Origin of the sequence: Yersinia entomophaga (assembly GCF_001656035.1) — a bacterium.
Classification (GTDB): domain Bacteria; phylum Pseudomonadota; class Gammaproteobacteria; order Enterobacterales; family Enterobacteriaceae; genus Yersinia; species Yersinia entomophaga.
Genome location: NZ_CP010029.1, coordinates 369571 through 396561 on the forward strand (window position 1 = coordinate 369571; position 26991 = coordinate 396561).

A 26991-nucleotide genomic window follows, 5' to 3' on the forward strand; every position below is an offset into this window, starting at 1 on the left:
TATCAGATATGTACCAGACAGCCTCGTGCAATAAACGGGGCGAGTACTTCTGGCAATTCGGAGAAGTTATTCCAGCGTAAATCCAAGCGCTTTAACTGGCTCAATTCTGAGAAGCTTTCCGGCAGGGTGGAAAGTTTATTGGCGCGTAAATCCAGACTGTGCAGATTTTTCAGTGCGCCAAAGTTTTCTGGTAGCTGGGAGAGTTGATTAAAGCGAAAATTAGCATCAGTTAGCTGGGGCAGGACACAAAACTCATTAGGTAAATAATCCAGACAATTATCTGAAATATCCAGCACGTGTAGTTGCTTCAGGGCGGCAATTTCAGGAGCGATTGAAGCAATTTTATTCTTCATCAAATGCAACTCTTGTATCTGATGAAGGTGCCCTATGGCCGAAGGTATAGCTCTAATCGCATTGTTATACAGTCGAAGCTCTTTCAATGCTGAGAGAGAAAATATAGCTGAGGGAATTTCTTCCAGCTGATTATCGGTCACATTTAGATAGGTCAAATGCTGTAGCTCAGCCAAAGTTGCGGGCAAATCACTCAGATGATTATCGCTGATATAAAGATATTCCAGCTGTTTTAACCTCCCGAGTTCTTGAGGGAGGTTTTGTATACGGTTATGACCGAGATCTAACATGCAAAGCGACGATAATTCGCCGATACTGGCCGGTATCGATGGAATGTTGTTGCAGGATAAATTAAGTACCTGCAACTTCTGCAATGAGATAATCTCTTCGGGAAACGCTGTCAGGCAGTTATTGTACAGGCTGAGCTGTTGTAATCCTGACATTGTGCTTAGGTTCTCAGGGGCTGAACTTAGCTGTTTGTTATCCAGATTACTAACCTGAATGGCCCGTTTTTCCACCGTGGTAGCGATTTTCGGGTGCTGATGAAGCATCATTGTATTGTGCCTTTTCTTTATGCTTTGCCTGATGTGCCAAGCATAAGCTTTTTTGCCGCTAGCGATGACTTTTTCCCATGGTATAACCATGGGCTGAGTCAGTACGTATCCTTTATTGTGAAGATTGTTCTGCGGGCGAGACAAAAGCTAGGCACCACTTCATTTCTTTTCCCTGCCGGGTAACAAAAACATAGTCATTCATCTCGGAAATAGGCAAGCCTGGGAAGGAACGCAGAACATGCTGAAAATCAGCATCCTGACAGGAAGAATTCAGCGAACTCAGAAATAAACCACCGGCTTGGGAAATCTCTTTTTCTGAAATATTGGGGGTGTAGAGATTAGGTTTTTCATTATTAGACCATTTTTCCGCCATAAGGGGACGGTCTGGGGCGTAGAAAGTCAGCCACTGTGAGAAATAGCCACCGCCGACGTAGCGAAGTGGAACTTGATATTTATCTCGCCAGATTTGATTAATTTCGGCGCTTAGCGGTTGGATATAGTTAAATTTGCTGCCTGCGCCGCGAATATCTTTATACAACACTGTCGCGTAACCCAGACAAACCGCAGCCGCGACAATTAACAGAGATAGATTGATGCCTCGCCAGGATTTCACTCGTTCGACATTAAGGAAGCAAAGAGCGATAACAGGGGATAATACGGTAAAAGGCTGTAACCATTCGGTGATTCGTCCCCCGCTGTTAAACAGGAAATAGCCGAATATCAGTATAAGTGGCGGGGTAAACACGAAAAGAACGGCTTTCTTTTCGTCTGAGTCCGGCTGTACCAATGTGGCATTCAGCATTTTGAGTAGCAGAATGATGATGATAATGGGGTAGAAAACCACAAGAGCGGAAACCAGTACTTTACTGTTAAGTCCCGCGTTTATTTGTGAATCAACCCAATTGAAGGCGGCAAAGTCGTGCTGATAAAGCCAAAAAATATTGGGGGCGATAATAAGTAAAAATAGTAATAACGAAAGATAGAACTCTTTGCTATTGCAGGATTCTCGTCCTTTTTTCGTCGAGAAGGCATAAATAAGCATAAACGGAAAAAATGCAAAGCTGGAGTATTTTGACATGGCGGCTAACCCGCAAACGACAGCTAAGGCATACCAGTAAGCTTTATTATCATAAATAGATTCAACGAAAAATAAGAATAAGTACGGCCAAAACATCACAAGTAGATAATTGTCATTATAAGAAATTATATCAAAATTGATAACGCCAGATAAATTTAGCGCGAGCATAGAGAAAAATGCGATTTTGTAACTGCCAAACAGTCTTCGGCTCAGAAGGAAAACACCCCATAAACCGACGGCAATAACGGTAAAATGCGAAACATACCAATATAACGCAAGGTTTATCAGTGGGTTGATGAGTAGACCTATAGCCGTAACTGCGCCAACGATATAGGGATTTTTCGGTGAGCCAAATTCGAGGCTATTCGCCCAATTCAGGGACTCTACGGCATCGTAGGGAACAGCCGGATCTAGATTAGATGAGATCGCAATCCATATTACGCTGTAAATTAATATAAATAATATTGCGCCGGTCTTGTAGTTATCGTCACTGCCATATGTCATTTAGAACTAACCTTACTCTTATAATTGCAAATCAATTTGTCATTATTATAATTACGCGTCTGTGTTCAAGTGCTTTCTCCTTTCTGTTTAGTGATTGTTTAAATGTGTTTTTTATAAATGGAAATAGTGACTTAATTTAACTTAGATTTGTTTTTTTGTTTAATGTTCATCTAGGAATAACTTAACTTTCAATAAGGCTATATCTTCTTTGCTATTAGAATAACTAATGGAAATTAACGATATTCAGAGAACGTTTTTTTATGTTAGTCGCGCGATTGTCAATAATCGTAAGCGACCCTTTTAAATCTTTGTAACAATGATTTAAAGAATGTCTGATGCGCAGTTTATATGGGTAACTTATACTGCTTGGAGTCCAACCCACGTCACCTAAGCCAATCCATATGCATGTGAAAATACGTTTATCAATATTAAGTCTGTTTATTTTATCGGCTACGGCCTTGAGCGTTCCTGTGACGAGTTTCGCCACCACCAGTGCTGGCGTACAACAGGCAGCTCCGTTGGAGTTAGCCTCTGGCAGCGCGATGGTTGTCGATTTAAAAACCAACAAAGTTATTTATAGTAATAATCCTGACCACGTAGTACCCATTGCCTCAATCACTAAACTGATGACCGCGATGGTGGCTCTGGATGCCAAACAGCCGCTTGATGAGATTATTTCAGTTGATATTCATCAAACTAAAGAATTAAAAGGTGTATTTTCGCGAGTGAGAGTCAATAGCGAAATAAACCGTAAGGACATGTTATTACTGGCATTAATGTCATCCGAAAATCGCGCCGCGGCCAGTTTGGCTCACCATTATCGCGGTGGGTATAGTGCATTTATTGCTGCTATGAATGCTAAAGCCAAATCCTTAGGCATGACCCATACCCATTTTGTAGAACCGACAGGGCTATCAACCCAGAACGTTTCTACTGCGCGCGATCTCAGTAAGTTGCTGCTGGCCAGTAAGCAGTATCCGCTCATTGGTCAGTTGAGTACCTCTACTGAAAAAATGGCGACTTTCCGTAATCCGAATTACACCTTACCTTTCCGTAATACCAATCATCTGGTTTATAACGATAAGTGGAATATTCAGCTGACAAAAACGGGTTTTACTAATGAGGCGGGGCATTGTCTGGTGATGCGCACGGTCATTAATAATCGTCCGGTCGCTTTGGTGGTATTAGATGCTTTTGGTAAATATACGCATTTTGCTGATGCTAACCGATTACGCAGTTGGCTTGAAACCGGCAAAGCAGCGCCCATTCCAGGTGCGGCTAAAAGTTATCGACAGCAAAAAGATGCTCAGGGACGTTTAGCGAAAGTATCTGAATGATAGAAGATTAAGAGGCAGGAATACGCAGGATGCAGGTGTTTAACGGATTAAAATGAATTCGCGGTAGGATAACCGCGAATTCAACCAACTTTAAAAAATAAGCTTGAAGACACCGGTAATAGTCAGCAGGCCGACAATAAAAATTATCGCGATAATCCATAATATAATCTTCATTTGTTTCCCCTCAAAGAGAGTGAAAATAACGCCAACCCAGGCTGGCAATGTGATCTCACTATAGTTTATCTTTTTCCATTTCGCGGTACTTCTTACCAATCATACTGATTTTTAAGACTTGACTGAAAGATAGCTCAAACCTTACTAACGCCAGCACTTATGTTTTGAGGTTTTTCCTATCCCTGGATTAAAACTGTTGGTTGGATCTATTGCCTGATAAAAAGCCTTTAATTCAGGTTTAGCCAAATAGAGATGGCCAACATTATGTTCGGCGGGGTATTCAGCGCCTTTCGCCTGCAGAATTTCTAACATCTTATCTTTGATTTCCTGCGGACTCTCGCCTTTCTTGACAATATAATCCTGATGGAAAACGTGACACATAAAATGACCATAGTAGAGTTTTGCTACCAAACGGCGGTCTATTTCTTCAGGCAAGGTTTCAAACCACTGATCGTCATTGCGGCGCAGAGCAATATCCAAAGCCAATATATCTTCGACCTTATCGCTATGAACTGAATGGTAACGAACTGCTGCACCGGCGGCGGCAAAACGATGTAAAAAGGCCTTCTTTCCTTCGTCAGCGGTGCAAACCAGATAGTTACCTTCCGCCGTTGCGAAAAATCGACGTAAATGCTCGTTAGCTTCCGCTATTCCCTGACCGGACATTTTCAGCATCAGGTGATGTTCATATTTATCTCGGTAGCTTTTCAGGCGTTTAGGAAGATGGCTAGGCAAAATACGGCTGAAGCCCTGCATGACACGATCGGTGATATTGTTGATCAAAAAAGGAACTTTATTCAGTCGGGCATCGATCTTTCCTTTTAGGGTAAAGAAAGTCGGCATCTTATCCGTACCCATAGAATTGATCATGATAAAAGTGTCTTTGCCATAAATTTCGGCGATATCAAAAACGTCCCGGTGCATATATTCTCCTGCAACCGGTAAGTGTTTAAAATCACGTAAAATAGTACGACGTAATTCTGTCAGCACCTTGGTGTCATTGGTGCCAATATAAAATACCTGTTGCTGAGACTCCGCTGGGAAAGTATCTAAACGGACGGCAAAAACTGCGAGCTTTCCTGCGCAGCCGGAGGCTTCAAATAAGCGCCGTTTATCAGCATTAAAACGCGACGGCGTATCGGCATCCACATCTCGCACTCGTTCAACATAATCATGATCCGAGGCTTTCTGCTCGCCATGACCAATATCTTCCGGGCCATAATCGGCACGGGTTAAACGCCAAAGAATATCTTCCGGCGTGTCACCCAGATGGATACCAAGATGGTTAACTAATTGAAGTTCGCCATGCTCATTTATCTGAGCAAAAAGTGCCATTTCCGTATAAGCCGGGCCACGTTGTATTAGTGAACCGCCGGAATTATTGCAAACGCCGCCAATAACCGAAGCACCGATACAGGATGAGCCAATAACGGAGTGGGGTTCGCGACCAAAGGGTTTTAAGCGTTTCTCCAGTTCATTCAACGTACTGCCGGGGAAAGCAATCACCTGTTCGGCATTATTCAATAACTGAATCTGATTGAGTCGCAGCGTGTTGATAATAACAATCTGGCGATCGTAATCATTTCCACTGGGAGTGGATCCTTCCGTCAGGCCTGTATTGGCTGCCTGCATAATAATGATTTTATCTGCGGCCAAGCAGGCTTGCAGTATTTGCCATTGCTGCATTAGCGTTGCGGGGAAAACAACGGCCAGAGCTTCCCCTTGACCCGAACGGAATCCGGTCCGGTAACGTTTGGTTTGTCGCTCTTTTGTCAGAAGGTAACTCTCACCAACAATATTTTTCAGTTGCTGCAATAATTCCTGATTGTTGTCACCATCGGTACGATTCATTTTTCTCACCTAGAGTACGAACATCCTGTTTTGCTGCGAAAGTAAATCTGAATAGCTTATTTGTTGAAATCGATGCTTTCTTTCGTTGCCATGAAGTAAACATGAGGCTGAGGTTTCTTTCCCTACTGTGGGGCCGAGTTTGTGATCTATTTCACACACTGAAGGCTATTTATAACCATGGGTGTTAATCGCATCGGATTTGATCCAGCTTATATCAACCTGTGGCTAACAGACTTAAGGCATAATTGAGTAGATATAAGGTTTTCTTACGACTATTTTCCTATCAGGGCGGATTCAATGAGTGAGCATTTTGTTGGGAAATATGAGGTTGAATTAAAATTTCGAGTACAGAATATCCGTAACCTATTGAGGCGAATAGAAACGCAGGATGCAGAGATTTTTGCTCTCAATAATCATGAAAAAGATTGTTATCTGGATGCTTGTGATGGCGGTCTTGCACGGCAAAATATCAGTATGATATTGCGTGAAATGAACCCGTCGGGTATTCGGCTATGGATTGTCAAAGGGCCGGGAAGCGAGCGATGCGAAGCCAGCCGGGTCGAGGATTTGGGCAAGATTTCGAGTATGCTGGTGACTTTAGGCTATCAGCCGGTATTTACCCTGGAAAAGAACCGCAGTATCTATTTTATCGGCCAATTTCACATTACGGTCGACCATTTGGAGTCTGTGGGAAATTTTGCTGAAATTGCGGTGATGACAGATGATCCGAATGAATTGGCAGAATTAAAGCTGCAATGCAGTCTTTTTGCCTCAACCCTAGGATTAACCGCAGATATGCTGGAACCTCGTACTTATCGGCAATTACTGGGCTTCTAAGATCCCGGCATTGCAGTAAGGTACAAATTTGGCAATTGACCGGTGAAAATAACGATATAGGTATTCTCACCGGTAAACAGACCATTATTTTTTTAATAGAGTTTTGAGATTGGCAAAAGGGTTGTGAGTAGCGACACCCTGATCTTTCTGCGCGTCATCTCCGGCAATAACCGTCGATCCGTATTGATCGGCTTCGGTATATTTAGAATGCTCGTGATCGTGGCAAAACAGGCACAACATCTCCCAATTGCTGCCATCTTCCGGATTATTGCCGTGGTCGTGATCAATGTGGTGTACGGTCAACTCACGCAGATTAGAATACACAAACTCTCTGGAACACTTTCCGCAAACCCACGGGAAGAGTTTTAGCGCTTTCTCGCGGTAACCGCTTTCCAGCCGGGCATAGTTTTTAGGGATATAAGCCATGGGAACCTTCAATTCTGTCGTGTGATATCTGAACTTATTTTAGCGTGAAAGAAGATTCGTCACCATGATTAAGGTACTGGATAGGCTTTCCTCGTATGGAGTTTTAGTAAAATAACGATAGATTAACCCACTGAGTCAAGAGCCATAGACACGACTTGATACAAGAAAATTTTATTATATCGATTTGGGCGTATTTTATTTTTATCATTCGATTTTTCATGTAGCGAATGGGCATTAATCGAGCCATTTTTCTTTCATATAATGGTTTTTTGAGACTTTTTCCAATGATTTAAACGGCTAAGACGTTTTACACTGGTAGCATAATTAGGCTAATTTTATCTGGAGTAAGGGAATAATCCGCCCGTTGCCCGATAATTATTCTTTGCCGATAAAGTTGAGGCGATATGAAAGAATCAGAAGTGCTGGCCGAAGTCAGTAATGAAAACCAGACACTGGTGGCTGTGGTGCAACAAGATCAGCGTGTGGTTTATTTCTATATTTACCCGTTGGAGTCCGTTGAAGATCGTTTTCCGGTGCGTGCCTGCTGGGTAAGAAATCTGACTGCGGCTCCCCAGTTAGATGATAACGCGGCTATTGAGCAGGGGCTTGCCCCGCGTTTGGCTGCGGCCTATTGTCGAAATATTGCTGGTGAAGAAGCATTGGATGCGCAATATATTAAGATTATCTGGTCAGAAAGTGATGACGGCGCAGCGCTGTGGTATCAGGGGCAATTATTGGCGGTGATTCCCGGCTGGAGTTTGTATATCGATCACTCTGTCTGTTACTCCGCTAGCTGTATTAAAGAGAATCCACTCACTTTACCTTTGGGGTCTGCGTCTACTAATACGCAATATGCTCAGGCGGAACGTACTCGACAATTTTGGCGAGTCTGGCAGCAGGAGGAAGGTAATCCCTGGCCCAGTATGCAAGTGGAATATATTCGACGCTATGAGCAACATTTTGGTCCGGCGCAAAAGTATTATGCTATTGATCAGGGCAGATGGCCGCCAATGGCGATCTCTCAGCATGAAAAGGATGGAGTTTATTATTTTCTGACGCTGGGTGTCAGTATTCGTCCGCAGCCTTGGGTTGAGATTTTATTTAATGATGATGCCGGGAAATATCGTCGAATAGAATTAGCGATGGCAGTGGATAGTCAATATGTCAACGAAGACAACGCCGTTCGCATGGCGAGTGCTTTAGCCGGTTTTGCCCATGTTCCGTGGGGAAAAATAAGCTGGCTGGGAGAAGGCCATGCACTGGAGTCTGAAGTCGCCCCTCAGGGTTACGAAGGCTATGTATTATCGGCCAATCTATACTCTGAGCACGTCAGTCTGACGTTGCCGGAGCAGCAGGGCGATCCGGTAAACATTTATTGGGCCAGTCCGATATTTACCAGTGAGCGGGAGTTTGCGCATTCGCTACCAAACGGCGGCTACGATTTGTTAGCGAAAATGCGTCAGCGGCAGGTGAATCATATTTTCGCGCCAAGAGAACCGGTTATTTAATCGGTCGAGTAGTTGTGTTTTAGCGGGATAAAAAATTTATTTTTATTCTTGGATGAAGCGTACAGATTTGCGGATTTACCTAATAAGGTCTTAACTTAATACTGTAATGGACGCTGTGAATAGCTAATAATCACTCAGCTGATAAAGCACAGACCGTCAGGTTTATTCAATATTTGGAGGACGTATGGGGATTCTATCCTGGATTATCTTTGGTCTCATCGCCGGTATTCTGGCTAAGTGGATTATGCCAGGTAAAGACGGTGGCGGATTCTTTATGACCATCATTCTTGGTGTGGTCGGTGCTTTGGTCGGTGGCTATATCAGTACTTTCTTTGGGATGGGCAGAGTAGACGGCTTTAACATTGGTAGCTTTGTCGTCGCAGTTATCGGTGCCTTGGTTGTGCTGTTTATCTACCGTAAAATTCGTAGCTGATTTAACAAGAAAGACTCATCTTCTCTAAAGAAAGGTGGCAATCACATGTCACCTTTCTCTCATCAAACTATCATTTCTCTGTAATAAAAATATCCGTTAATGGCTCAAAGATAACCTGCAATCTGAGAGACATTCTATGGGCCAGGCATTACTTCAATATGCGCCAGATTATCCTGATACTGCACCGGAAACGAAAAAAAAGGTTCTGGCGGTTAAAGGATTGATGAAAGCCTATGCATCGCAGCATAAGGTGTTGGATAACATCAATTTTGAACTCCATGCTGGAGAATTTGTAGCGATTATTGGCCGCTCAGGCGCAGGAAAATCAACGTTACTTCATATATTGAATGGCACCATTTCTTCCAGCGGTGGAGAGATTCTTAACTATCAGGAGAGTGGGGAAACGCAAAATATTGCCTCGCTGACGGCCAAACAAATGCGTAAATGGCGTGCCAAGTGTGGAATGATTTTTCAGGATTTCTGTCTGGTTCCTCGCCTCGATGTTATGACCAATGTGTTACTCGGAAGATTAAGTCATACCTCAACGCTTAAATCATTTTTTAAAATATTTGCCGAGCGTGACCGAGCCAGAGCCGTCGAGCTCTTGCAGTGGTTGAATATGTTGCCACATGCGTTGCAGCGCGCCGAAAATTTATCCGGAGGGCAAATGCAACGCGTGGCTATTTGTCGCGCGATGATGCAAAACCCTAAAATTCTATTGGCCGATGAGCCTGTAGCCTCCCTCGACCCAAAAAATACCACCCGAATAATGAATACGCTGCAAAAAATCAGTGAAAACGATATTGCGGTGGTGGTGAACTTACATTCGGTGGCATTAGTTAAAGATTACTGCACGCGAGTGATTGGTATTGCGCAAGGAAAAATTATATTTGACGGTCATCCTGATCAACTAAGTGACAGTATTATTCATGATATTTACAACGATGAAGCAACAGATGTTTTGCATTAATTTCCATTAATCCTCTACGGACATAGGTTATTTTAATGAAAAAAGTAATGAGTGTTACTTCGTTAGTGGCAGGTGCGATGATGGTATTTAACGCCACGGCGGCAGATGCACCGAAAGAAATCAATTTGGGTATTCTCGGTGGCCAAAATGCAACACAGCAGATTGGCGATAATATGTGTGTAAAAGAATTTTTGGACAAAGAATTAAAAGTAAAAACCAATTTGCATAATGCTTCGGATTATTCTGGGGTCATTCAAGGATTACTCGGTGGAAAGATTGATATGGTGCTGAGTATGTCACCGTCATCTTTCGCCTCGGTTTATATTAAAGACCCTAAGGCCGTCGATTTGGTCGGTATTGTCGTCGATGATACCGATCAGTCTCGCGGCTATCACTCTGTGGTCGTGGTGAAGGCAGACAGCCCTTACCAGAAAATGGAGGATTTAAAGGGGCAAGCCTTTGGTTTTGCCGACCCGGATTCAACTTCGGGTTTCCTGATCCCTAATCAGAGCTTTAAACAGAAATTCGGCGGAACGCCGGACAATAAATATAACAATTTCTTCTCCAGCGTGACGTTCTCCGGTGGTCATGAGCAAGACATCCTTGGCGTTATTAATGGTCAGTTTGCCGGCGCGGTAACCTGGGCATCAATGATCGGCGATTATAATACCGGTTATACTAGCGGAGCTTTCACTCGCATGATTCGTATGGATCATCCCGATTTAATGAAACAGATTAGGATTATCTGGCAGTCTCCGTTAATTCCTAATGGCCCAATTCTTGTTCGCAGTGCTTTACCGCCAGCATTCAAAGCGCAGTTGGTTGCGGCTATCAAAAAACTGGATAAAGAAGACCATGCCTGTTTTATCAAAGCGGTAGGGGGCAAGCAGCATATTGAGGAAACCTCATTGAGCGAATACCAAACCGTCATTGATTTGAAGCGCGATCTAACTAAAGGCGACCGTTAAGTCGGTTGATATAATGAATAGGATAGCTCAGGAACGGAATACCGGAGCTATCGGTTTTCAGGCGGTAAGTTATTTTGAATACTGATTTCAATCATTATTACCAGCAGGTTCGCAGTAAGCAAAAACGCGAAACCTTAATATGGTCTTTAGCTCTGGTTGTACTCTATTTGGGTGCAGGCAGTATTGCTGAATTTAATCTTCACACCGTTCTAGTTTCATTCCCACATTTTTTTTGACTATCTGGCTGAAACAATTCCTGTACTTCACTGGCCGGTTTTATTTGCCGATGGGCGTACCGAAGGTTCATTGGCATATTGGGGCTATCGCCTGAATATTCAGCTACCGCTAATTTGGGAGACGCTACAGCTTGCCATTGCCGCAACCATTCTCTCGGTTATTGTCGCCTGTATTTTGGCTTTTCTGGCGGCTAATAACACCCACAGCCCAGCACCAGTCAGATTAGCGATTCGTACCTTTGTTGCATTTTTACGTACCATGCCAGAATTAGCTTGGGCAGTCATGTTTGTTATGGCTTTTGGTATTGGCGCGATTCCCGGTTTTTTGGCTCTGGCGTTACATACGATAGGTAGCCTGACCAAATTATTCTATGAGTCTATTGAAACTGCCTCAAATAAACCTGTTCGCGGTTTGACAGCTTGTGGTGCTAGTAAATTGCAACGTATGCGTTTTGGTCTTTGGCCGCAGGTGAAACCTATCTTTCTGTCTTACAGCTTTATGCGATTGGAAATTAATTTTCGCCAGTCAACCATACTGGGTTTGGTCGGCGCGGGCGGAATAGGACAAGAGCTAATGACGTCTATTAAGTTGGATCGTTATGATCAGGTCAGCATCACGCTGTTGCTGATTATTACCGTGGTTTCATTACTAGATTACGCCTCCGGAAAATTACGTAAACGTGTTGTGGAAGGAGCCGCTTAATGATGACGAATACGCTTTCGCCAGCCGATGTGATTTCTCTGAAGCAGCAACATCCGACCCTTTTCTCGCAGCAGCGGCGCTATCTTCGCTTGGTCGTTGGCATCGGCGTGGCCATTGTTTTCTATTATATTTTCTTCTTTAATTTCTTTGGTATTCCCTGGTCTGCCTTCGTTCACGGCAGCCAGCAAATAGGGCGCTATTTCCTGAGAATGTTTGTCTGGCATGATTTTATCAACTGGCCGTTTAAATATTACTTTGGTCAGATTTTTATTACTTTAGCCATTGTATTCGCCGGTACGCTTACAGCGACGTTTATTGCGTTGCCACTGTCCTTTCTTGCTGCCCGTAATGTCATGGATACGCCGGTATTACGAGTTACCTCTTTTGTTGTGCGCCGTTTTCTCGATGTTTTTCGCGGTATCGATATGGCGATTTGGGGGCTGATTTTTGTTCGTGCCGTAGGAATGGGGCCGTTAGCGGGGGTTCTGGCCATTTTTATGCAGGATATGGGCTTACTGGGTAAACTCTATGCTGAGGGACACGAGGCAGTCGATAAATCCCCTAGCCGTGGATTAACTGCAATGGGGGCCAACCCATTACAAAAACACCGCTTTGGTATTTTCACCCAGTCGTTTCCAACTTTTCTGGCGCTTAGCCTGTATCAGATAGAGTCTAATACCCGTTCTGCGGCAGTGTTAGGTTTTGTCGGTGCTGGCGGTATCGGTTTGGTTTACGCAGAGAATATGCGTTTATGGAACTGGGATGTGGTGATGTTTATTACGTTGATTATGGTGGTTATTGTGATGGTGATGGATAAAATATCTGCCATGTTGCGCAATAAATACATTATTGGCGAAGAGATTAGCCCGTATAAATCAGACTCAAGAGATCTGTGCGTTATCACTAACGATAAGTAATTTCTGTTTTTATACCAGAGCCCAATCAGGCGCATTTTTGTGTGGTTGGGTTCTGATATGTTATTTTACTAATCAGTTGTCAATTTATATTTGTTTTTGTTTAACGTTTATTTGTGATTTTGAATAATGTCGTTATTTTGTATTTAATAATTACTTGCTTTTTTCACGATTATATCAAATTAAATTTACATTGAGAAAAAAGGATTATCTCTATATAATACTGCCCGCCAGACGTTAAAGAAGCTTTTTTGTTATTCTTGCGACATTCGCACACGTCTATTAAATTAATTGGAATAGGGCAGTAATATGATCAACAACGATGTGCTCCGCAGTGTTCGCTATATGCTTAATGTTAACGATGCTAAAATCGTAGAAATCATCAAGTTAACTGATTTTGAAGTGAACAGCGCGGATGTCGTTAATTTCCTTAAGAAAGAAGACGAAGCTGGTTACCAGAATTGTCCTGATGAGGTCATGGCTCATTTTCTTAACGGTCTGATCTTCTTTAAGCGTGGTAAGGATGACAAATTCCCAGCTCCGTCTATTGAAGCACGTATCACTAATAATATTGTGCTGAAAAAGCTGCGCGTAGCCTTCGAGTTGAAAGATACCGATATGCACGATATCTTCACCTCCGTTGATTTTCCGGTGTCCAAACCTGAATTGAACGCGTTGTTCCGTAAGGACGACAGCAAAAACTTCCGTCCTTGTGGCGATCAGGTGCTGCGTTACTTCCTGAAGGGCCTGACTCTGCGGGTGCGCGGTCCTAAAAAATAGTCGTTTTAATATGACATAATGATAATGGCGGGCATTGGTTCGCCGTTATTGTATTTTTCACTTTTTCACTTTTTCACTTTTTCACTTTTTCACTGTTTAAAGAATAAATTAATGAATGATGAATTAAATGGATTTTTTATGATTATTATTATTTCTAATGCGGATTTTTATTAAACTTCATTAAATTTGATATTCGTATAAACGAATGTTATTTGCTTTTTTTCATTAACTAAATTAATTACCCCTGAACTGTTAACTAAAATGTATTTTGATGGCCATAATGTTGAAGTTGATATCTGCCCAGACTTTGTTTGAGGCGTTTGTTATCTATCCAAATCCGCAGTGGCCGGATATTAATCCGGCCATTTAGATTATTAATAATCGTAGAGGTTATCTGGGGCTAACTTCAATGGGGAGAAAATCTGATGCACCCCATTCGGCCCAGGAACCGTCATATAAAGATACAGAACGAGCTTTTATTGCGTGTAACCCCAATGCCAGTACCGCAGCGGTTACGCCGGAACCACAGCTAACAACGATCGGTTTTTCCAGATCGACACCGTTAGATTGGAAAATATCCCGCAGAATCTCTGGCGATTTGAGCTGGCCTTGCTCAATCATCTGGCCCCAGGGAATATTGATGCTGCCGGGAATATGCCCTAATCGCAGGCCGGGGCGAGGTTCCGGTTCCGCGCCAGCAAACCGTGGCGTCGGGCGCGCGTCCAGGATCTGCGTGTCCGGTTCGTCTATAGCGGCGAGAACCTGCTCGTAATTTTTAACAGATTTCTCGTTTAGCGTGGCGGTAAACCACTGTGGAGCCGGATTGGCTGGCCCGCTTTCCAGTGGCAAACCGGCTTGTTTCCACTGTTCAATACCGCCTTCCAGCACGCGAACGTCACGGGCGCCAAAAGTGCGAAATGTCCACCAGCCTCGCGGGGCTGAGAAAAGGTTGCCATCGTCATACAACACTATCGTGTGCTGATCGTTGATACCCAATTTACCCATTGCTTCACCGAATGCTTCGGCGCTGGGCAACATGTGAGGCAGATCGGTACTGTGGTCGGAAACCTCATCAATATTAAAGAAAACCGCACCGGGGATATGGCCTTGCTCAAACTCGGCTTGAATATCGCGTTTAGGGTTTAGCCCCGGCGGTGACAGCCGGGCATCCAGAATAACCACTTGTTTATCGTCTAAATGTTCAGCCAGCCAGTGCGGGCTAACCAGAAAAGAAGGGTTCATCGAAAGTCACCTGTCCGTGGGTTAATGAAAATATTTAGCTTACAACTATATATCTAAATTGGGCACAGAGGCTTTTCTCTCGTCACTATCTTTCCCTATTGCGCGTTGGCTCGAATTTTTCCCGTTCCCTTGGTAGGGATTAATACGGGCTTATCAGTAGCGCCGCGGGGGATTTGTGGTGAATGGCTATACTGTATGGTTAGGCGAGTATGCATGCCAGCCGAGCGAGGTTGAAATTCACCCGTTTCACGACCTTGGGGCTGACTACCCATCATGATGATAGCTGGGAGAAGTGGCTAAGTTTGCGTAGGTTTAATGGATAGCCGCTGAAGATTAAACGAACGACTAAGGCAAATAAAGTCGACATAGTTATTGATTTGTTAATAGTTATTGGGTCATAAAGAACCCTGTAACTCATTAAAATCCTTCGATGATAAGAGGCAAACCGATGGCACTAACCCTTACCCTTAGACCTGTTATAGCACTGGCAACCATCATGTTAAGCCTGACGACTGGTCTGGCACAGGCGGCAGATAGCGTGCGTGTGGGGTCTAAAATCGATACTGAAGGCTCACTGCTGGGCAATATTATTGTGCAGGTTCTGGAGGCCAATAATATTAAAACCACCAACAAATCTCAGTTGGGTACGACCAAAGTGGTGCGAGCGGCGATCAGCGCGGGTGAAATTGATATTTATCCTGAATATACCGGCAACGGTGCCTTTTTCTTCTCAAATGAAAAAGATCCGGCGTGGAAAAACGCTCAGGCCGGTTACGAGAAAGTCAAAGCGCTGGATTATGAAAAAAATAAGCTGGTCTGGCTGGATGCAGCGCCGGCAAACAATACTTGGACCATTGCGGTTCGTCAGGATTTAGCCAGTCAAAATAATCTTAAGACGCTGGCTGATTTAGGCAAATGGATAAGCGATGGTGGTCAGTTCAAACTGGCGGCTTCGGCAGAATTTATTGAACGCCCAGATGCGTTACCTGCGTTTGAGCAGGCGTATGGCTTCAAATTAAATCAGGACCAACTGCTGTCGCTGGCGGGAGGCGATACGGCTGTCACCATTAAAGCGGCGGCGGAGCAAACCTCCGGTGTGAATGCGGCTATGGCTTACGGCACTGACGGCCCAGTGGCCGCTTTGGGCTTACAAACGCTGACTGACCCTAAAGGCGTTCAACCGATTTATGCCCCGGCGCCGATTATCCGCGAAGCGACGCTGAAGCAGCATCCTGAAATTTCTGCCGTGTTGAATCCGGTTTTTGCAACTCTTGATGGCTCAACCCTGCAAAAACTGAATGCGCGGATTGCCGTCGAAGGACAGGATGCGAAGAAGGTTGCCGCGAGCTATCTAAAAGAGAAAGGGTTTATCAAAGGTTAATCCTCGTAATGAAATACTGACCGGCGACGGATTGCATCTTTAGCCGGTCATGGAGACTTTTTGTTTATGTTAGTCAAAAACCGCGTGCTGCTGGCGCTGGTGACGTTGCTGATTTTGGCAGGTGCCGGGCTTCCTTTTCTCAGCCACGCGCAGAATCGGTTGATTTCAGGGCAGGGTATTGCCTTCTTGTCTTTATTACATGGGCCTGTGGGGTTAGTGCTGTTGCCCGTTATCGCTTTGATTGCCCTTTCTTTCGTTTCCCCTAAACCTTGGATTTACGCGGTTATTGTCCTGATGGCGGAGTTGCTGCTATTCGGTTTGGTCTGGTTGGCGGGATTTACTGCCTTTCAGCTTTCCGGTGGCGAAGAGAGCCTGGTTCGCACTTCGCTGAGCGGCGCTTTCTGGCTAATGGCCGGATTAACCTTTCTGATTGCCGTCGATAGCCTTTCCAGAGCAATTACCAGCCCGCTGTGGCGTATGTTAGCCAGCGTGCAGGTACTCGCCCCTGTGATTATTCTGTTGTTTATCGGTCAGTTGGATCAACTGTCGCTGATGAAGGAATATGCCAACCGACAGGACGTCTTCGCTGATGCCTTCTGGCAGCACCTCGGAATTTTGTTGGCGACAGTTATTCCTACCGTTTTGCTGGGAATCCCGCTTGGGATGCTGTGCTTTCGTTCTTATCGCCTGAAAACCGCTATTTTTTCCGTGCTAAATATCATCCAGACGGTGCCTTCTATTGCGTTATTTGGTTTGCTGATCGCGCCGCTGGCGGGGTTAGCCGCAGCCTGGCCGTGGCTGGCAAAGCTGGGAGTGAGCGGGATCGGTCTGGCTCCGGCAATTATTGCATTGGTACTTTATGCCTTGCTGCCGTTGGTTCGCAGCGTGGTTGCCGGATTGGAAAGCGTACCGGATAGCGTGATGGAATCGGCGCGGGGAATGGGGATGACCGGTAGCCAACTGTTTGTTCGGGTGCAAATCCCGCTGGCGTTGCCGTTGATTCTATCGGGCATTCGCATTGTGGCAGTGCAAACCGTCGGGTTAGCGGTGGTTGCAGCCCTGATTGGTGCCGGTGGATTAGGCGCTATCGTGTTTCAGGGATTATTAAGCAGCGCATTGGATTTGGTGTTGCTGGGCGTTATACCGGTGATAGTGATGGCCATCGTTGTTGATTCACTGTTTAAATTTATGGTTTCTTTTCTGGATGTGACCCGCCGATGATTCATTTTTATCAGGTTAGTAAATATTTTGCCGGCAAACTGGCGGTAGATAATCTCTCACTGGATATTGCCAAAGGGGAGTTTACCGTCTTGATCGGCACTTCTGGCTCGGGTAAGTCCACGACGTTAAAAATGATTAACCGGCTGATCGAGCACGATGAAGGGCAAATTCACTTTGCCGGTGAAGAAATTCAAAAATTCAAACCCGAAGATTTGCGCCGTCGGATGGGCTACGCGATTCAATCTATCGGCCTGTTTCCGCATTGGACGGTAGAGCAAAATATCGGCACCGTTCCGCAACTGCTTAAATGGCCGCGTGAGAAAATCCGCCAGCGGGTCACGGAGTTATTGAATCTGTTGCAACTGGATGCGGATCAGTTCCGCCACCGTTATCCTCATGAGCTTTCGGGTGGGCAACAGCAGCGGGTTGGGGTTGCCAGAGCGTTGGCTGCCGACCCGGAAGTGCTGTTGATGGATGAACCTTTCGGCGCGCTGGATCCGGTGACTCGCTCAGCGTTACAGTTTGAAATTGCCCGTATACACCAAATGTCAGGCCGAACCATAGTGCTGGTAACCCATGATATTGACGAAGCCTTGAATCTGGCCGATCGCATTGTGCTATTGGATCAGGGGAAAGTGGTGCAGCAAGGCACGCCAATTCAAATGTTGACGCAGCCGGCTAACGATTTTGTGCGTGATTTCTTTGGCCGGAGCGATTTGGGGATCAAACTGTTGGCACTTGGTTGGGCGGCGCAGCGTATGAGGGTTGGGGAAAGCGTGGCGGGAGAGCCGATTTTGGCGTCAACCAGCCTGCGGGAAGCGCTTTCGCTGTTTGTCTCACGTAAAGCCGATAGATTGCAGGTGATCGATGAATTATCACAGCCTCTCGGCGTGCTCTATTTTTCCGATCTGATCGCCAGTCAGGAGCAGCCATGACCTCATCTATTTGCCGTTGGCTATGGCGTAGAGTTACCGATCCATTGGTTTTGGCAATATTACTACTGCTGGGATTGGTATTTGGCATGCCATCGCTGCATGGCCTATTTGCCGCCTGGTTCCCCAATCTCGATCGCCCTATTTATTTACAGGATACGTTCTGGTCGTTATTGGAAGCTCACGTGTTGCTGGTGCTGATTTCCAGCCTGATCGCCGTGTTTTTTGGCGTTGCAACAGGCATTGCCGTTACGCGTCCGGCAGGGAAGGAATTTCGTTCGGTTGTAGAAACGGTGGTGGCGATAGGGCAAACCTTCCCGCCGGTGGCAGTGCTAGCGATAGCGGTGCCGGTGATGGGGTTTAGCGAGAAACCGGCAATTATTGCGTTGGTACTCTATGGGTTGCTGCCGATACTGCAAGGCACGTTGACAGGGCTGGAATCCGTGTCTCAGGCCACCCGTGAAGTCGCTCAAGGCGTAGGTATGAGTGCCAGGCAGATTTTGTGGCGCGTAGAATTGCCGCTCGCCGCTCCGGTTATCGTCGCGGGGATTCGCACATCGGTGATCATCAATATTGGGACTGCCGCAATTGCTTCTACGGTCGGTACCAAAACCTTAGGTTCTCCAATCATTATCGGTTTAAGTGGTTTTAATACTGCTTATGTTATTCAGGGCGCTTTGGTTGTCGCGCTGTTAGCTATCATTACCGATATGTTGTTTGAACGTTGGACGCGAAAACTCGCGGCCTGGCGCGAGTTACAATCGGTATCTCCGTCGAATAACCCGTAATTCAGGCTTGTTATCTTCAGCGATACACAGGAGTTTTTGGTGATCTTCTTAATTGTATTCGGAGTGCATCAAAGTGACGCTTTGCCATTCTGGCTGTGTTGACGCAGGCATTGAATCGCTCAGGCGTGCATCAGCGGGCCGATAGCATGCTTTAGCCAGAAGAGCTATTGGTACATTGGCGGCATCCGGACTGCCACTAGTTTGCTCGGTAAATATATCTAGCGGGTAATTAACCTTAATTAGACAGGGAATTAAAGCGGCCCTAACTGAGCCAGCAGCGTGAGAGAGGCTATTGCTGCTGGATTTTCACGTCACCTCTTTCTCTGAATATACACTGATTAACGATATGTGAATTATCGCGGTCAGACAGGGCTTGGCGAATTTATAACATAAACAAAAATAATTAATTAACGGTATTAATTTGCTTACTTATTAACTGTAGTCAGTTAAATAAAAATCGTGTCTGAAATCATTAATGTCTAACACCAGGGTTGACTCAAATATGATTTATATCAATTCGCTTGATTATAATTAATTTTTAATATGTTTATTTATACAGCGTCGTTTCATTTATTAGAAGAAATACAGCCATTCCCTATAATTAAATTAATTGAAGATAACTGTAAATTCATGTATTTACAAATACATACAAAAATATACAAACATTTTTTTATAAATTACGTTTCATCTTACATCTGATTTTATTGGTTATGCTCGAATTACATTCATATTCTATTAATCAATGGCTTGGCTGGTTTATAAAGTCAAAAATATTAATTAATTGTGATGAGTATGTTTTAATTCGTAATATTAAGTAATTTATTGATTTAATTCAATTGGTTGTAGTTGACTGATTTTCTGGTTGATTGTCTATTTTTTATTAATGTTTTTTTACGATTTAGATAATTTACGAATTTTTTACCTACCTAATTGGTTGTTGCGTCATGTTTTTTTGATCAGGATTAAAATTTCCTTAGAAAATTTATTTTCTTTCTTTATAAATTTTATCGTCTATCTTTAAATACGCATGCGGTTATTACTCATTATTTCATCCCATTCCTAGGGGTTTGTAAGGATTACCTATGTCTACAGATGATCAAAAGGTGGGCCTCATTCCTGTCACCTTGATGGTAGCAGGCAATATAATGGGCTCTGGCGTTTTTCTTTTACCTGCTAACTTGGCTTCAACGGGCGGAATAGCTATTTGGGGATGGTTGGTCACTATTATTGGTGCGCTAGCACTTTCGATGGTTTACGCAAAAATGTCATCCTTAGATGATAGTCCCGGTGGTTCCTATGCCTATGCACGTCGCGCATTTGGGCCATTTTTAGGGTATCAGACCAACGTACTTTATTGGTTGGCCTGCTGGATTGGGAATATTGCTATGGTGGTAATTGGGGTCGGTTACCTCAGTTATTTTTTCCCAATCTTAAAAGAACCTATGGTATTAACCATCACTTGCGTAGTGATCCTGTGGATATTTGTTGGGCTGAATATCGTCGGTCCTAAAATGATTACGCGGGTTCAGGCTGTTGCCACCTCATTGGCATTAATCCCAATTGTTGGGGTTGCGCTGTTTGGCTGGTTCTGGTTCAAAGGCGAGACCTACATGGAGGCATGGAACGTCAGCGGACTAGGGACTTTCAGCGCGATTCAAAGCACTTTAAACGTGACTTTGTGGTCATTTATTGGGGTCGAAACCGCCTCTGTAGCCGCTGGGGTAGTTAAAAATCCTAAACGCAACGTACCTATTGCTACCGTCGGTGGCGTATTGATCGCCGCGGTATGTTACGTCCTGTCCAGTACCGCCATTATGGGGATGATCCCGAACGCCGCGCTGCGTGTTTCTGCCTCGCCTTTCGGTGATGCGGCTCGTTTAGCATTGGGTGATACCGCGGGTGCCGTGGTTTCCCTGTGTGCTGCAGCCGGTTGTCTAGGCTCACTGGGGGGCTGGACGCTGGTAGCCGGTCAAACCGCCAAAGCGGCGGCGGATGACGGCCTGTTCCCGCCGATTTTCGGTAAGGTCAATAAAGCCGGTACGCCGGTAGCCGGGTTGCTTATTCTTGGCGTATTAATGACTATCTTCCAAATCAGCAGCATTTCGCCAAACGCGGCGAAAGAGTTTGGTCTGGTCTCTTCTGTTTCGGTCATATTCACTTTGGTGCCTTATATCTATACCTGTGCGGCCTTGCTACTACTGGGGCACGGGCATTTGGGCAAACAGATCAAGACCTATGTCGCCATTACCATGGTTGCGTTTGTGTACTGTATTTGGGCTGTGGTGGGCTCCGGTGCAGAAGAAGTGATGTGGTCATTTGTGGTGCTGATGGTTATCACTGCGCTTTATACATTTAACTATAACCGTACCCACAAAAACCCGTTCCCGCTGGATGCTCCATTGGATAAAAGCAATTAATTCATCACCCCGCGCCGAAAGGGGCGGGGAAGCATAAATCTGATGTTTTGGTCTTATAACAAGGACAACTACGATGATTGATTTAAGTCGTCACAAAAAACGCAACGTTTTGGTGGTGGACAGTAATATTCTCGAAGCCAATACCGCGAATGGACGAGCCGTTAACGAACTGATTGAAGCCCTGAGGGACATTAATTTCAATGTTATTGCCGCCGCGACCTTTGAAGACGGTATCGCTACGGTCGCTTCAGACTCTTCTTTGTGTTGTATTTTTGTTGATTGGACATCCGGTGGCAATGACGATGCCTCCCACAGCCAGGCTTCCGAGCTACTAAAAGAAATTCGCCGCCGCAATAAGGATGTGCCGGTATTACTGATGGCAGAGCATTCTTGTATTAATAGCCTTAGCCTGGAAACCATGCGATTGGTGAATGAATTTGTCTGGATGCATGAAGATACCGCTGAATTTATTGCCGCTCGCGCCCATGCGCTGATCGTAAAATATTATGAACAGCTGCTGCCGCCGTTTACCAAAGCACTCTTTAAATATACCGAAGATAACCCTGAATACTCTTGGGCCGCTCCCGGACATCAGGGCGGGGTAGCATTCAGTAAAACGGCTGTAGGCCGCGAATTCCTCGATTTCTTCGGTGAAAACCTGTTCCGTACCGATACGGGTATCGAACGTGAATCATTGGGTTCGCTGCTGGATCACAGCGGCCCGATCAAAGATTCAGAAGCTTACGCCGCCCGCGTTTTCGGGGCGCATATGAGCTATTCCATGCTGAACGGGACCTCTGGTTCTAACCGTGCGATTATGGCGGCGGTAGTGGGAGATAAAGAAGTTGCTCTGTGTGACCGTAACTGTCACAAATCCATCGAGCAAGGATTGGTCATGACCGGCGCGCTGCCGGTGTTCTTTATTCCTACACGTAACCGCTACGGTATTATCGGGCCGATTCCCAAGTCTCAATTCAAGCCGGAGTCTATCCAGCAAAAAATTGAGCAAAACCCATTGAAATCACAGGCTAACAGTACAAAACCAGTCTATGCCGTAGTTACTAACTGTACCTATGACGGTATGTGCTACAACGCTAAACAGGCGCAGGATCTGCTGGCGGAAAGTGTTGATCAGATTCATTTTGATGAAGCCTGGTATGCTTATGCCCGCTTCAATCCAATGTATCGGGATCGCCACGCGATGCGCGGTAATCCGGCGGATCACGATCCCGACGGTCCAACGGTGTTTGCGACCCAATCAACCCATAAACTGTTGGCGGCGCTGTCTCAGGCTTCTTATATCCACGTGCGTAACGGTAAGAAACCGATTGAGCATTCTCGTTTTAACGAGTCTTACATGCTGCAATCGACCACTTCTCCGCTGTACGCCATTATTGCCGCGAACGAAGTTGGCGCAGCGATGATGGACGGCGAGCAAGGACACGCTTTGACGCAGGAAGTGATTAACGAAGCGGTCGATTTTCGTCTGGCGCTGGCCAGAGCCCATGATACTTTCGCTAAGCAAGGGGAATGGTTCTTCAAGCCGTGGAACGCACCGGAAATTACCGATGCTAAAACGGGTAAGAAAGTGCCGTTTGCGCAGGCATCTCGCGAGCAGCTGGCAACGGACCCGTCTTGTTGGGTTTTGAAACCGGGGGAAAACTGGCACGGCTTTGATCAATTGGAAGACGATTGGTGCATGTTGGACCCAATTAAAGCCGGCATTATGGTGCCGGGCATGGGTGACGACGGCAAAATGCTGGACAAAGGGATTCCAGCGGCGGTGGTAACGGCCTACCTCGGTCAGAAAGGGATTGTCCCTTCACGGACCACCGATTTTATGGTGCTGTGCCTGTTCTCAGTCGGCGTAACCAAAGGGAAATGGGGAACGTTAATCAACGTATTACTGGAATTCAAACAGCACTACGATGACAACACGCCAATTGCCCTGTGTCTGCCGGATTTGGCGAAAAACTACCCGCAGCAATATGGAAAAATGGGGCTGAAAGACCTGTGTGACGACATGTTCGCCCACATGAAAACCAGCGAAATGGATAAATTGCAATCTGAAGCTTTCAGTAACTTACCTAAACCGGTTACTTTGCCGCGTAAAGCATTCCAGGATCATATGGCAGGTCGGTGTGAATTGCTGCCGATTGATCAATTGGCGGGTCGTATTTCAGCGGTTGGGGTTATTCCTTACCCTCCGGGCATCCCTATCATCATGCCGGGGGAAAGCTTTGGTTCTAACGATGAGCCTTGGCTGCGCTATATCCAGAGCATCGCGGAATGGGGTGAAAAATTCCCAGGTTTCGAGAAAATTCTGGAAGGCTCCGAGCAGAAAGACGGTAAATACTCTATTTGGGTACTGAATAAATAATATTTGGGTACTGAATAAGTCATTACCGATCGTCAAACCGCAGAGAGAATTCTGTTTGTGGTATTAAAGGGCAAAGAGCGATGGACGCGCACTTTGCCCTTTTGGCGTTTAACGGTCTGACAAAGTTAAGAAATATTTATGATTGACAGGGCGTTATAATTTGGACAAAGGCAATGCAGACGTTGTTAAGGAACTGAAAGAGTAACTGAGGGTTGATCTGTCTATTCGCTGTGCCCCCCTCCGCTCGCAGGTGGTTGAATGGGGGAGGGGCTAACAGTCTTTTTACAGCAGCGATGCATGATGAATAGAGTAGTGATTAAGGCTGCTTTTGACCGGCGTTAGACATCCCGGCCGGCGCGATGTCACCCAGCGGAGAGTGTACCGTTTCGGTTTCCTGCGGCGTGGTTGAACGGGTATACATGTTCAGACCCGCCAGGAATACGCCGCCCAGAGAACTCAGAGCCATCACCGCAAACAGGGCGATCAGTAATTTCTTCTGCATAGTTATATTTTCACTTTTTATCGAAACAGCAGGAATTATAGACGGTTCCCTTAGCGAAACAAGGGCGCGGCTTTTAACGCTTACCAATTAAAAACTTGCCCAATGTTATCAATACGACCGCCGAGACAATAACCGCCAGTGCCAGCCACTCGGTTAGAGACAGACTCTCGCCGGCAAATCCGATGCCCAACAATACTGCCACCACCGGGTTAACGTAGGCATAGCTGGTCGCCACCGCCGGAGGGACGTTTTTCAGCAGGAACATATAAGCGCTAATGGCCAGCATTGAGCCGAATACAATCAGGTACATCAATGCCAGAATTCCGCTGGTGGTCGGCGGTTGCGTCAGTTTTTCTCCGCTTAAGGTTGAGCCCAGCAGTAATACTACGCCAGCAACTAACATTTGAGCCGCGCCAGACATCGCGCCTGCGGGTAATGCCAGTTTGGAACTCCAGATCGAACCAAAGGCCCAGCTCGCCGAAGCCAGTAGAATCATCAGCGCGCCGGTAGGATTTCCCAGTAAATTGCTGCCAGTATTCAGCAAAATGATACCAACCAGTCCCAGCCCAATGCCAGCCCACTCCAGTTTGGTATTCTTCATGCCCCACAGCATACTAAAACACAGGGTAAATAGCGGAACGGTGGCGACCATAACCGCCGCGATACCGGAAGGAACGTGCTGATGTTCAGCAATAGTCACCAGCCCGTTACCAATGGCTAATAGCAAAATTCCGATGGCGCTGGCCGCCAGCCATTGGCGTGGTGTGGGTAACTGATGGCCGCGAATAGCCAGAAAACTGAACAGAATAATCCCCGCCACCAGATAACGAATCCCGGCCATCATCAACGGAGGCCAGCTTTCTACGCCAATACGAATCACCAGATAGGTAGATCCCCAGACGAAATACAGCGTGAAAAGCGCACCAATTAACGGCCACGGGTTACGGCTAGTTTGCTTTAGCATGATTCTTCAACAGGTAAGGACGGGAAAGAGTGGTTTAGTAAACATGATCTGGCTGATGATAAGCAAAGGATTAAATCTGTTTTTTGCCCCATTATCTATGGGGATAAACTCCCCGCAATCAATAGGTCTTTATCTATCGTATTTTTGGCGTCAATGGATTGAGGATATTTGGACACATTTAAACCAATGAAAATTTTTTTCTGATATAGCATGCTGAATAAATCAGCATTTTCAGTTATTGGTTTGGAGTCCCGCTTGAGAATATTGAACATTCGAGGGTCAGTGCCAGGTATTCTGGGGCTGGCGATGACTTACGGGTTGCTAAGCCATAGCGCAGCCGCCAGCCCACCCTATGCATTTTTATCTACTGAAGATCTCCAGAAGAATCGGCAGCTTATTACTGAGCAGCAGGCGCCGGAACTCACTCAAGAAGCGTATTCCCAGCTAATTCGACAGGCGGATAAGGCGTTAGCGCGGGAAAATATGAGCGTGATGGATAAACGCATGACGCCACCCAGCGGTTCTAAACATGATTATCTCAGTCTGAGCGCCTATTGGTGGCCGGACAGCCAGCGCCCTGACGGTTTACCCTGGGTTCGTCAGGACGGCGACATTAATCCGGCCAGTAAAAATGAGGACAGCGACGGCGTTCGGCTGGCGGACTTCACCGCGCAGGTGCAGGCTCTGACACTAGCCTGGTATTTCTCCGGTCAGCAAAAATATGCGGATAAAGCTGTCGGGATGATCCGAGCGTGGTTTTTGGTACCGGCTACGCGGATGAACCCAAATCTTAATTTTGCTCAAGGCGTTCCCGGCGTGGCAGAAGGGAGAGGTTCTGGTGTGCTGGACGGACGTTATTTCGCTATCCGAGTCGTGGATTCGCTGATCATGCTGCGTAAAAATCCGAGCTGGACGGCGCAGGATGAACAACAAATGCATCAGTGGATGACGGATTATTTATATTGGTTGCAAACCAGCCCGTTGGGAAAAAAAGAGGCGGCGGCTAAAAACAATCACGGCAGTTGGTACAAAGTGCAGGTTGCCGGAATTGCCTGGTATTTGCAGCGTGACGACTTGGTGTTGGACATGGCCGAACAGATGAAGCCGCTGCTGAATTATCAGTTGGAAGCCAATGGCGCACAGCCGTTGGAGTTGGCTCGAACGCGTTCTTTCCATTATAGCGACTTTAATTTACAGGCAGTGACGCAACTGGCTACGCTGGCGAACAACCTGCATTTGGATTTATGGCGCTACCAAACGCCTAACGGCAGCGGGTTACTGAAAGCGCTGGATTTTATGGCACCTTATATCGATAAAAACCTAGATTGGCCTTATCCCACGCGGGATCGCTTTGGCATTCGGTTGATACCTTTATTGAGTCAGGCGGACAAAGCGTTGGGCCAACCTCGTTATCAGCATTGGATCGCTCTGGGCAGTTTCAGCCCCCCGACAGGAAAATCTGTAGCCAAGGCTCGTGGGGCGGTGAACGGGGCTTTACGAGATAACTGGCTGCTCCAGGCTCCCGAGACGCGTTAATGTT

General features: G+C 45.8%; 23 protein-coding genes and 1 pseudogene. 16 read left to right on the top strand and 8 right to left on the bottom strand.

Translation table 11 applies throughout. The features are described 5' to 3' along the window. Nucleotides 1-2 precede the first annotated feature (2 nt). Together PL78_RS01825 and PL78_RS01830 are read right to left on the bottom strand one after the other, a co-directional pair. On the bottom strand, nt 3-905 hold the full coding sequence (locus PL78_RS01825) for a leucine-rich repeat domain-containing protein (protein ID WP_064512628.1): 903 nt from the start codon (nt 903-905) through the stop codon (nt 3-5). 112 nt (nt 906-1017) lie between these two features. Then, a complete protein-coding gene (locus tag PL78_RS01830; protein WP_064512629.1) occupies nt 1018-2487 on the bottom strand; it encodes a glycosyltransferase family 39 protein in 1470 nt (489 codons plus the stop codon). A 401-nt stretch (nt 2488-2888) separates the two neighbouring features. Here PL78_RS01830 and pbpG point away from each other — a divergent pair, with 401 nt between their 5' ends. Next, nucleotides 2889-3824: a D-alanyl-D-alanine endopeptidase gene (gene pbpG / locus PL78_RS01835; protein WP_064512630.1), complete on the top strand. Its 936-nt coding sequence runs from the start codon at nt 2889-2891 to the stop codon at nt 3822-3824. A gap of 90 nt (nt 3825-3914) precedes the next feature. Here pbpG and PL78_RS21160 read toward each other — a convergent pair whose 3' ends face one another. Together PL78_RS21160 and dld are read right to left on the bottom strand one after the other, a co-directional pair. Then, complete coding sequence (locus PL78_RS21160) at nt 3915-3998, bottom strand: small membrane protein YohP (protein ID WP_017346848.1); 84 nt, start codon at nt 3996-3998, stop codon at nt 3915-3917. Nucleotides 3999-4142: 144 nt separating this feature from the next. After that, nucleotides 4143-5849: a D-lactate dehydrogenase gene (gene dld, locus PL78_RS01840; protein WP_064512631.1), complete on the bottom strand. Its 1707-nt coding sequence runs from the start codon at nt 5847-5849 to the stop codon at nt 4143-4145. 297 nt (nt 5850-6146) lie between these two features. Here dld and PL78_RS01845 point away from each other — a divergent pair, with 297 nt between their 5' ends. Further along, entirely contained in the window at nt 6147-6686 is a 540-nt protein-coding gene (locus PL78_RS01845; RefSeq protein ID WP_064512633.1) for a class IV adenylate cyclase, read from the top strand. Nucleotides 6687-6770: 84 nt separating this feature from the next. Here PL78_RS01845 and yajD read toward each other — a convergent pair whose 3' ends face one another. Next, nucleotides 6771-7112: an HNH nuclease YajD gene (yajD, locus tag PL78_RS01850; protein ID WP_064512635.1), complete on the bottom strand. Its 342-nt coding sequence runs from the start codon at nt 7110-7112 to the stop codon at nt 6771-6773. Between the two features lie 404 nt (nt 7113-7516). On the opposite strand from yajD, the gene PL78_RS01855 reads away from it, so the two are divergent. The 7 genes and pseudogenes from PL78_RS01855 to PL78_RS01885 all read left to right on the top strand — a co-directional run bounded on the left by PL78_RS01855 (nt 7517) and on the right by PL78_RS01885 (nt 13624). Beyond that, nucleotides 7517-8620 carry a suppressor of fused domain protein gene (locus PL78_RS01855; RefSeq protein WP_064512636.1) on the top strand — a complete coding sequence of 368 codons (1104 nt, stop codon included), beginning with the start codon at nt 7517-7519 and terminating at the stop codon, nt 8618-8620. Between the two features lie 184 nt (nt 8621-8804). Further along, nucleotides 8805-9053 carry a GlsB/YeaQ/YmgE family stress response membrane protein gene (locus tag PL78_RS01860; protein ID WP_049596664.1) on the top strand — a complete coding sequence of 83 codons (249 nt, stop codon included), beginning with the start codon at nt 8805-8807 and terminating at the stop codon, nt 9051-9053. Nucleotides 9054-9189: 136 nt separating this feature from the next. Next, nucleotides 9190-10023 (top strand): phosphonate ABC transporter ATP-binding protein, encoded by an 834-nt coding sequence (phnC, locus tag PL78_RS01865; protein WP_064512638.1) that lies wholly within the window; start codon nt 9190-9192, stop codon nt 10021-10023. A 35-nt stretch (nt 10024-10058) separates the two neighbouring features. Continuing rightward, nucleotides 10059-10991, top strand: coding sequence for a phosphonate ABC transporter substrate-binding protein (gene phnD, locus PL78_RS01870; RefSeq protein ID WP_064512640.1), 933 nt, complete (start codon nt 10059-10061; stop codon nt 10989-10991). Between the two features lie 74 nt (nt 10992-11065). Then, nucleotides 11066-11930, top strand: a pseudogene (gene phnE / locus PL78_RS01875) (phosphonate ABC transporter, permease protein PhnE). After that, nucleotides 11930-12847 carry a phosphonate ABC transporter, permease protein PhnE gene (gene phnE / locus PL78_RS01880; protein ID WP_064512641.1) on the top strand — a complete coding sequence of 306 codons (918 nt, stop codon included), beginning with the start codon at nt 11930-11932 and terminating at the stop codon, nt 12845-12847. Before phnE (PL78_RS01875) ends, phnE (PL78_RS01880) begins: the two are co-directional and overlap by 1 nt. 306 nt (nt 12848-13153) lie before the next feature. Beyond that, nucleotides 13154-13624: a YehS family protein gene (locus PL78_RS01885; RefSeq protein ID WP_064512643.1), complete on the top strand. Its 471-nt coding sequence runs from the start codon at nt 13154-13156 to the stop codon at nt 13622-13624. A 390-nt stretch (nt 13625-14014) separates the two neighbouring features. Here the strand turns inward: PL78_RS01885 and sseA are convergent, their stop codons facing one another. Then, nucleotides 14015-14866 carry a 3-mercaptopyruvate sulfurtransferase gene (sseA, locus tag PL78_RS01890; protein ID WP_064512644.1) on the bottom strand — a complete coding sequence of 284 codons (852 nt, stop codon included), beginning with the start codon at nt 14864-14866 and terminating at the stop codon, nt 14015-14017. Between the two features lie 448 nt (nt 14867-15314). Here sseA and osmF point away from each other — a divergent pair, with 448 nt between their 5' ends. From osmF to PL78_RS01920, 6 genes are all read left to right on the top strand, one after another. Continuing rightward, nucleotides 15315-16247, top strand: coding sequence for a glycine betaine ABC transporter substrate-binding protein OsmF (osmF, locus tag PL78_RS01895; RefSeq protein WP_064512645.1), 933 nt, complete (start codon nt 15315-15317; stop codon nt 16245-16247). A gap of 66 nt (nt 16248-16313) precedes the next feature. Then, complete coding sequence (locus tag PL78_RS01900; RefSeq protein ID WP_064512648.1) at nt 16314-17468, top strand: ABC transporter permease; 1155 nt, start codon at nt 16314-16316, stop codon at nt 17466-17468. Further along, a complete protein-coding gene (locus tag PL78_RS01905; RefSeq protein ID WP_064512650.1) occupies nt 17465-18403 on the top strand; it encodes an ABC transporter ATP-binding protein in 939 nt (312 codons plus the stop codon). Before PL78_RS01900 ends, PL78_RS01905 begins: the two co-directional genes overlap by 4 nt. After that, nucleotides 18400-19188, top strand: coding sequence for an ABC transporter permease (locus PL78_RS01910; protein WP_064512652.1), 789 nt, complete (start codon nt 18400-18402; stop codon nt 19186-19188). Before PL78_RS01905 ends, PL78_RS01910 begins: the two co-directional genes overlap by 4 nt. A gap of 1082 nt (nt 19189-20270) precedes the next feature. After that, entirely contained in the window at nt 20271-21605 is a 1335-nt protein-coding gene (gene adiC, locus PL78_RS01915) for an arginine/agmatine antiporter (RefSeq protein ID WP_064512653.1), read from the top strand. 73 nt (nt 21606-21678) lie between these two features. Continuing rightward, nucleotides 21679-23985, top strand: a complete 2307-nt coding sequence (locus PL78_RS01920; RefSeq protein ID WP_064512656.1) for an Orn/Lys/Arg family decarboxylase — start codon at nt 21679-21681, stop codon at nt 23983-23985. 316 nt (nt 23986-24301) lie between these two features. Here PL78_RS01920 and PL78_RS01925 read toward each other — a convergent pair whose 3' ends face one another. Continuing rightward, entirely contained in the window at nt 24302-24487 is a 186-nt protein-coding gene (locus tag PL78_RS01925) for a hypothetical protein (RefSeq protein WP_064512658.1), read from the bottom strand. A 73-nt stretch (nt 24488-24560) separates the two neighbouring features. Further along, nucleotides 24561-25451 carry a drug/metabolite exporter YedA gene (gene yedA, locus PL78_RS01930; RefSeq protein WP_064512660.1) on the bottom strand — a complete coding sequence of 297 codons (891 nt, stop codon included), beginning with the start codon at nt 25449-25451 and terminating at the stop codon, nt 24561-24563. Nucleotides 25452-25661: 210 nt separating this feature from the next. On the opposite strand from yedA, the gene PL78_RS01935 reads away from it, so the two are divergent. Beyond that, entirely contained in the window at nt 25662-26987 is a 1326-nt protein-coding gene (locus tag PL78_RS01935; RefSeq protein WP_064512661.1) for an alginate lyase family protein, read from the top strand. Nucleotides 26988-26991: the final 4 nt, after the last annotated feature.

Coding starts and splice junctions, on each gene's coding strand:
- PL78_RS01825 (WP_064512628.1), bottom strand. CDS start 905: ATGATGCTTCATCAGCACCCGAAAATCGCTACCACGGTGGAAAAACGG.
- PL78_RS01830 (WP_064512629.1), bottom strand. CDS start 2,487: ATGACATATGGCAGTGACGATAACTACAAGACCGGCGCAATATTATTT.
- pbpG (WP_064512630.1), top strand. CDS start 2,889: ATGCATGTGAAAATACGTTTATCAATATTAAGTCTGTTTATTTTATCG.
- PL78_RS21160 (WP_017346848.1), bottom strand. CDS start 3,998: ATGAAGATTATATTATGGATTATCGCGATAATTTTTATTGTCGGCCTG.
- dld (WP_064512631.1), bottom strand. CDS start 5,849: ATGAATCGTACCGATGGTGACAACAATCAGGAATTATTGCAGCAACTG.
- PL78_RS01845 (WP_064512633.1), top strand. CDS start 6,147: ATGAGTGAGCATTTTGTTGGGAAATATGAGGTTGAATTAAAATTTCGA.
- yajD (WP_064512635.1), bottom strand. CDS start 7,112: ATGGCTTATATCCCTAAAAACTATGCCCGGCTGGAAAGCGGTTACCGC.
- PL78_RS01855 (WP_064512636.1), top strand. CDS start 7,517: ATGAAAGAATCAGAAGTGCTGGCCGAAGTCAGTAATGAAAACCAGACA.
- PL78_RS01860 (WP_049596664.1), top strand. CDS start 8,805: ATGGGGATTCTATCCTGGATTATCTTTGGTCTCATCGCCGGTATTCTG.
- phnC (WP_064512638.1), top strand. CDS start 9,190: ATGGGCCAGGCATTACTTCAATATGCGCCAGATTATCCTGATACTGCA.
- phnD (WP_064512640.1), top strand. CDS start 10,059: ATGAAAAAAGTAATGAGTGTTACTTCGTTAGTGGCAGGTGCGATGATG.
- phnE (WP_064512641.1), top strand. CDS start 11,930: ATGATGACGAATACGCTTTCGCCAGCCGATGTGATTTCTCTGAAGCAG.
- PL78_RS01885 (WP_064512643.1), top strand. CDS start 13,154: ATGATCAACAACGATGTGCTCCGCAGTGTTCGCTATATGCTTAATGTT.
- sseA (WP_064512644.1), bottom strand. CDS start 14,866: ATGAACCCTTCTTTTCTGGTTAGCCCGCACTGGCTGGCTGAACATTTA.
- osmF (WP_064512645.1), top strand. CDS start 15,315: ATGGCACTAACCCTTACCCTTAGACCTGTTATAGCACTGGCAACCATC.
- PL78_RS01900 (WP_064512648.1), top strand. CDS start 16,314: ATGTTAGTCAAAAACCGCGTGCTGCTGGCGCTGGTGACGTTGCTGATT.
- PL78_RS01905 (WP_064512650.1), top strand. CDS start 17,465: ATGATTCATTTTTATCAGGTTAGTAAATATTTTGCCGGCAAACTGGCG.
- PL78_RS01910 (WP_064512652.1), top strand. CDS start 18,400: ATGACCTCATCTATTTGCCGTTGGCTATGGCGTAGAGTTACCGATCCA.
- adiC (WP_064512653.1), top strand. CDS start 20,271: ATGTCTACAGATGATCAAAAGGTGGGCCTCATTCCTGTCACCTTGATG.
- PL78_RS01920 (WP_064512656.1), top strand. CDS start 21,679: ATGATTGATTTAAGTCGTCACAAAAAACGCAACGTTTTGGTGGTGGAC.
- PL78_RS01925 (WP_064512658.1), bottom strand. CDS start 24,487: ATGCAGAAGAAATTACTGATCGCCCTGTTTGCGGTGATGGCTCTGAGT.
- yedA (WP_064512660.1), bottom strand. CDS start 25,451: ATGCTAAAGCAAACTAGCCGTAACCCGTGGCCGTTAATTGGTGCGCTT.
- PL78_RS01935 (WP_064512661.1), top strand. CDS start 25,662: ATGCTGAATAAATCAGCATTTTCAGTTATTGGTTTGGAGTCCCGCTTG.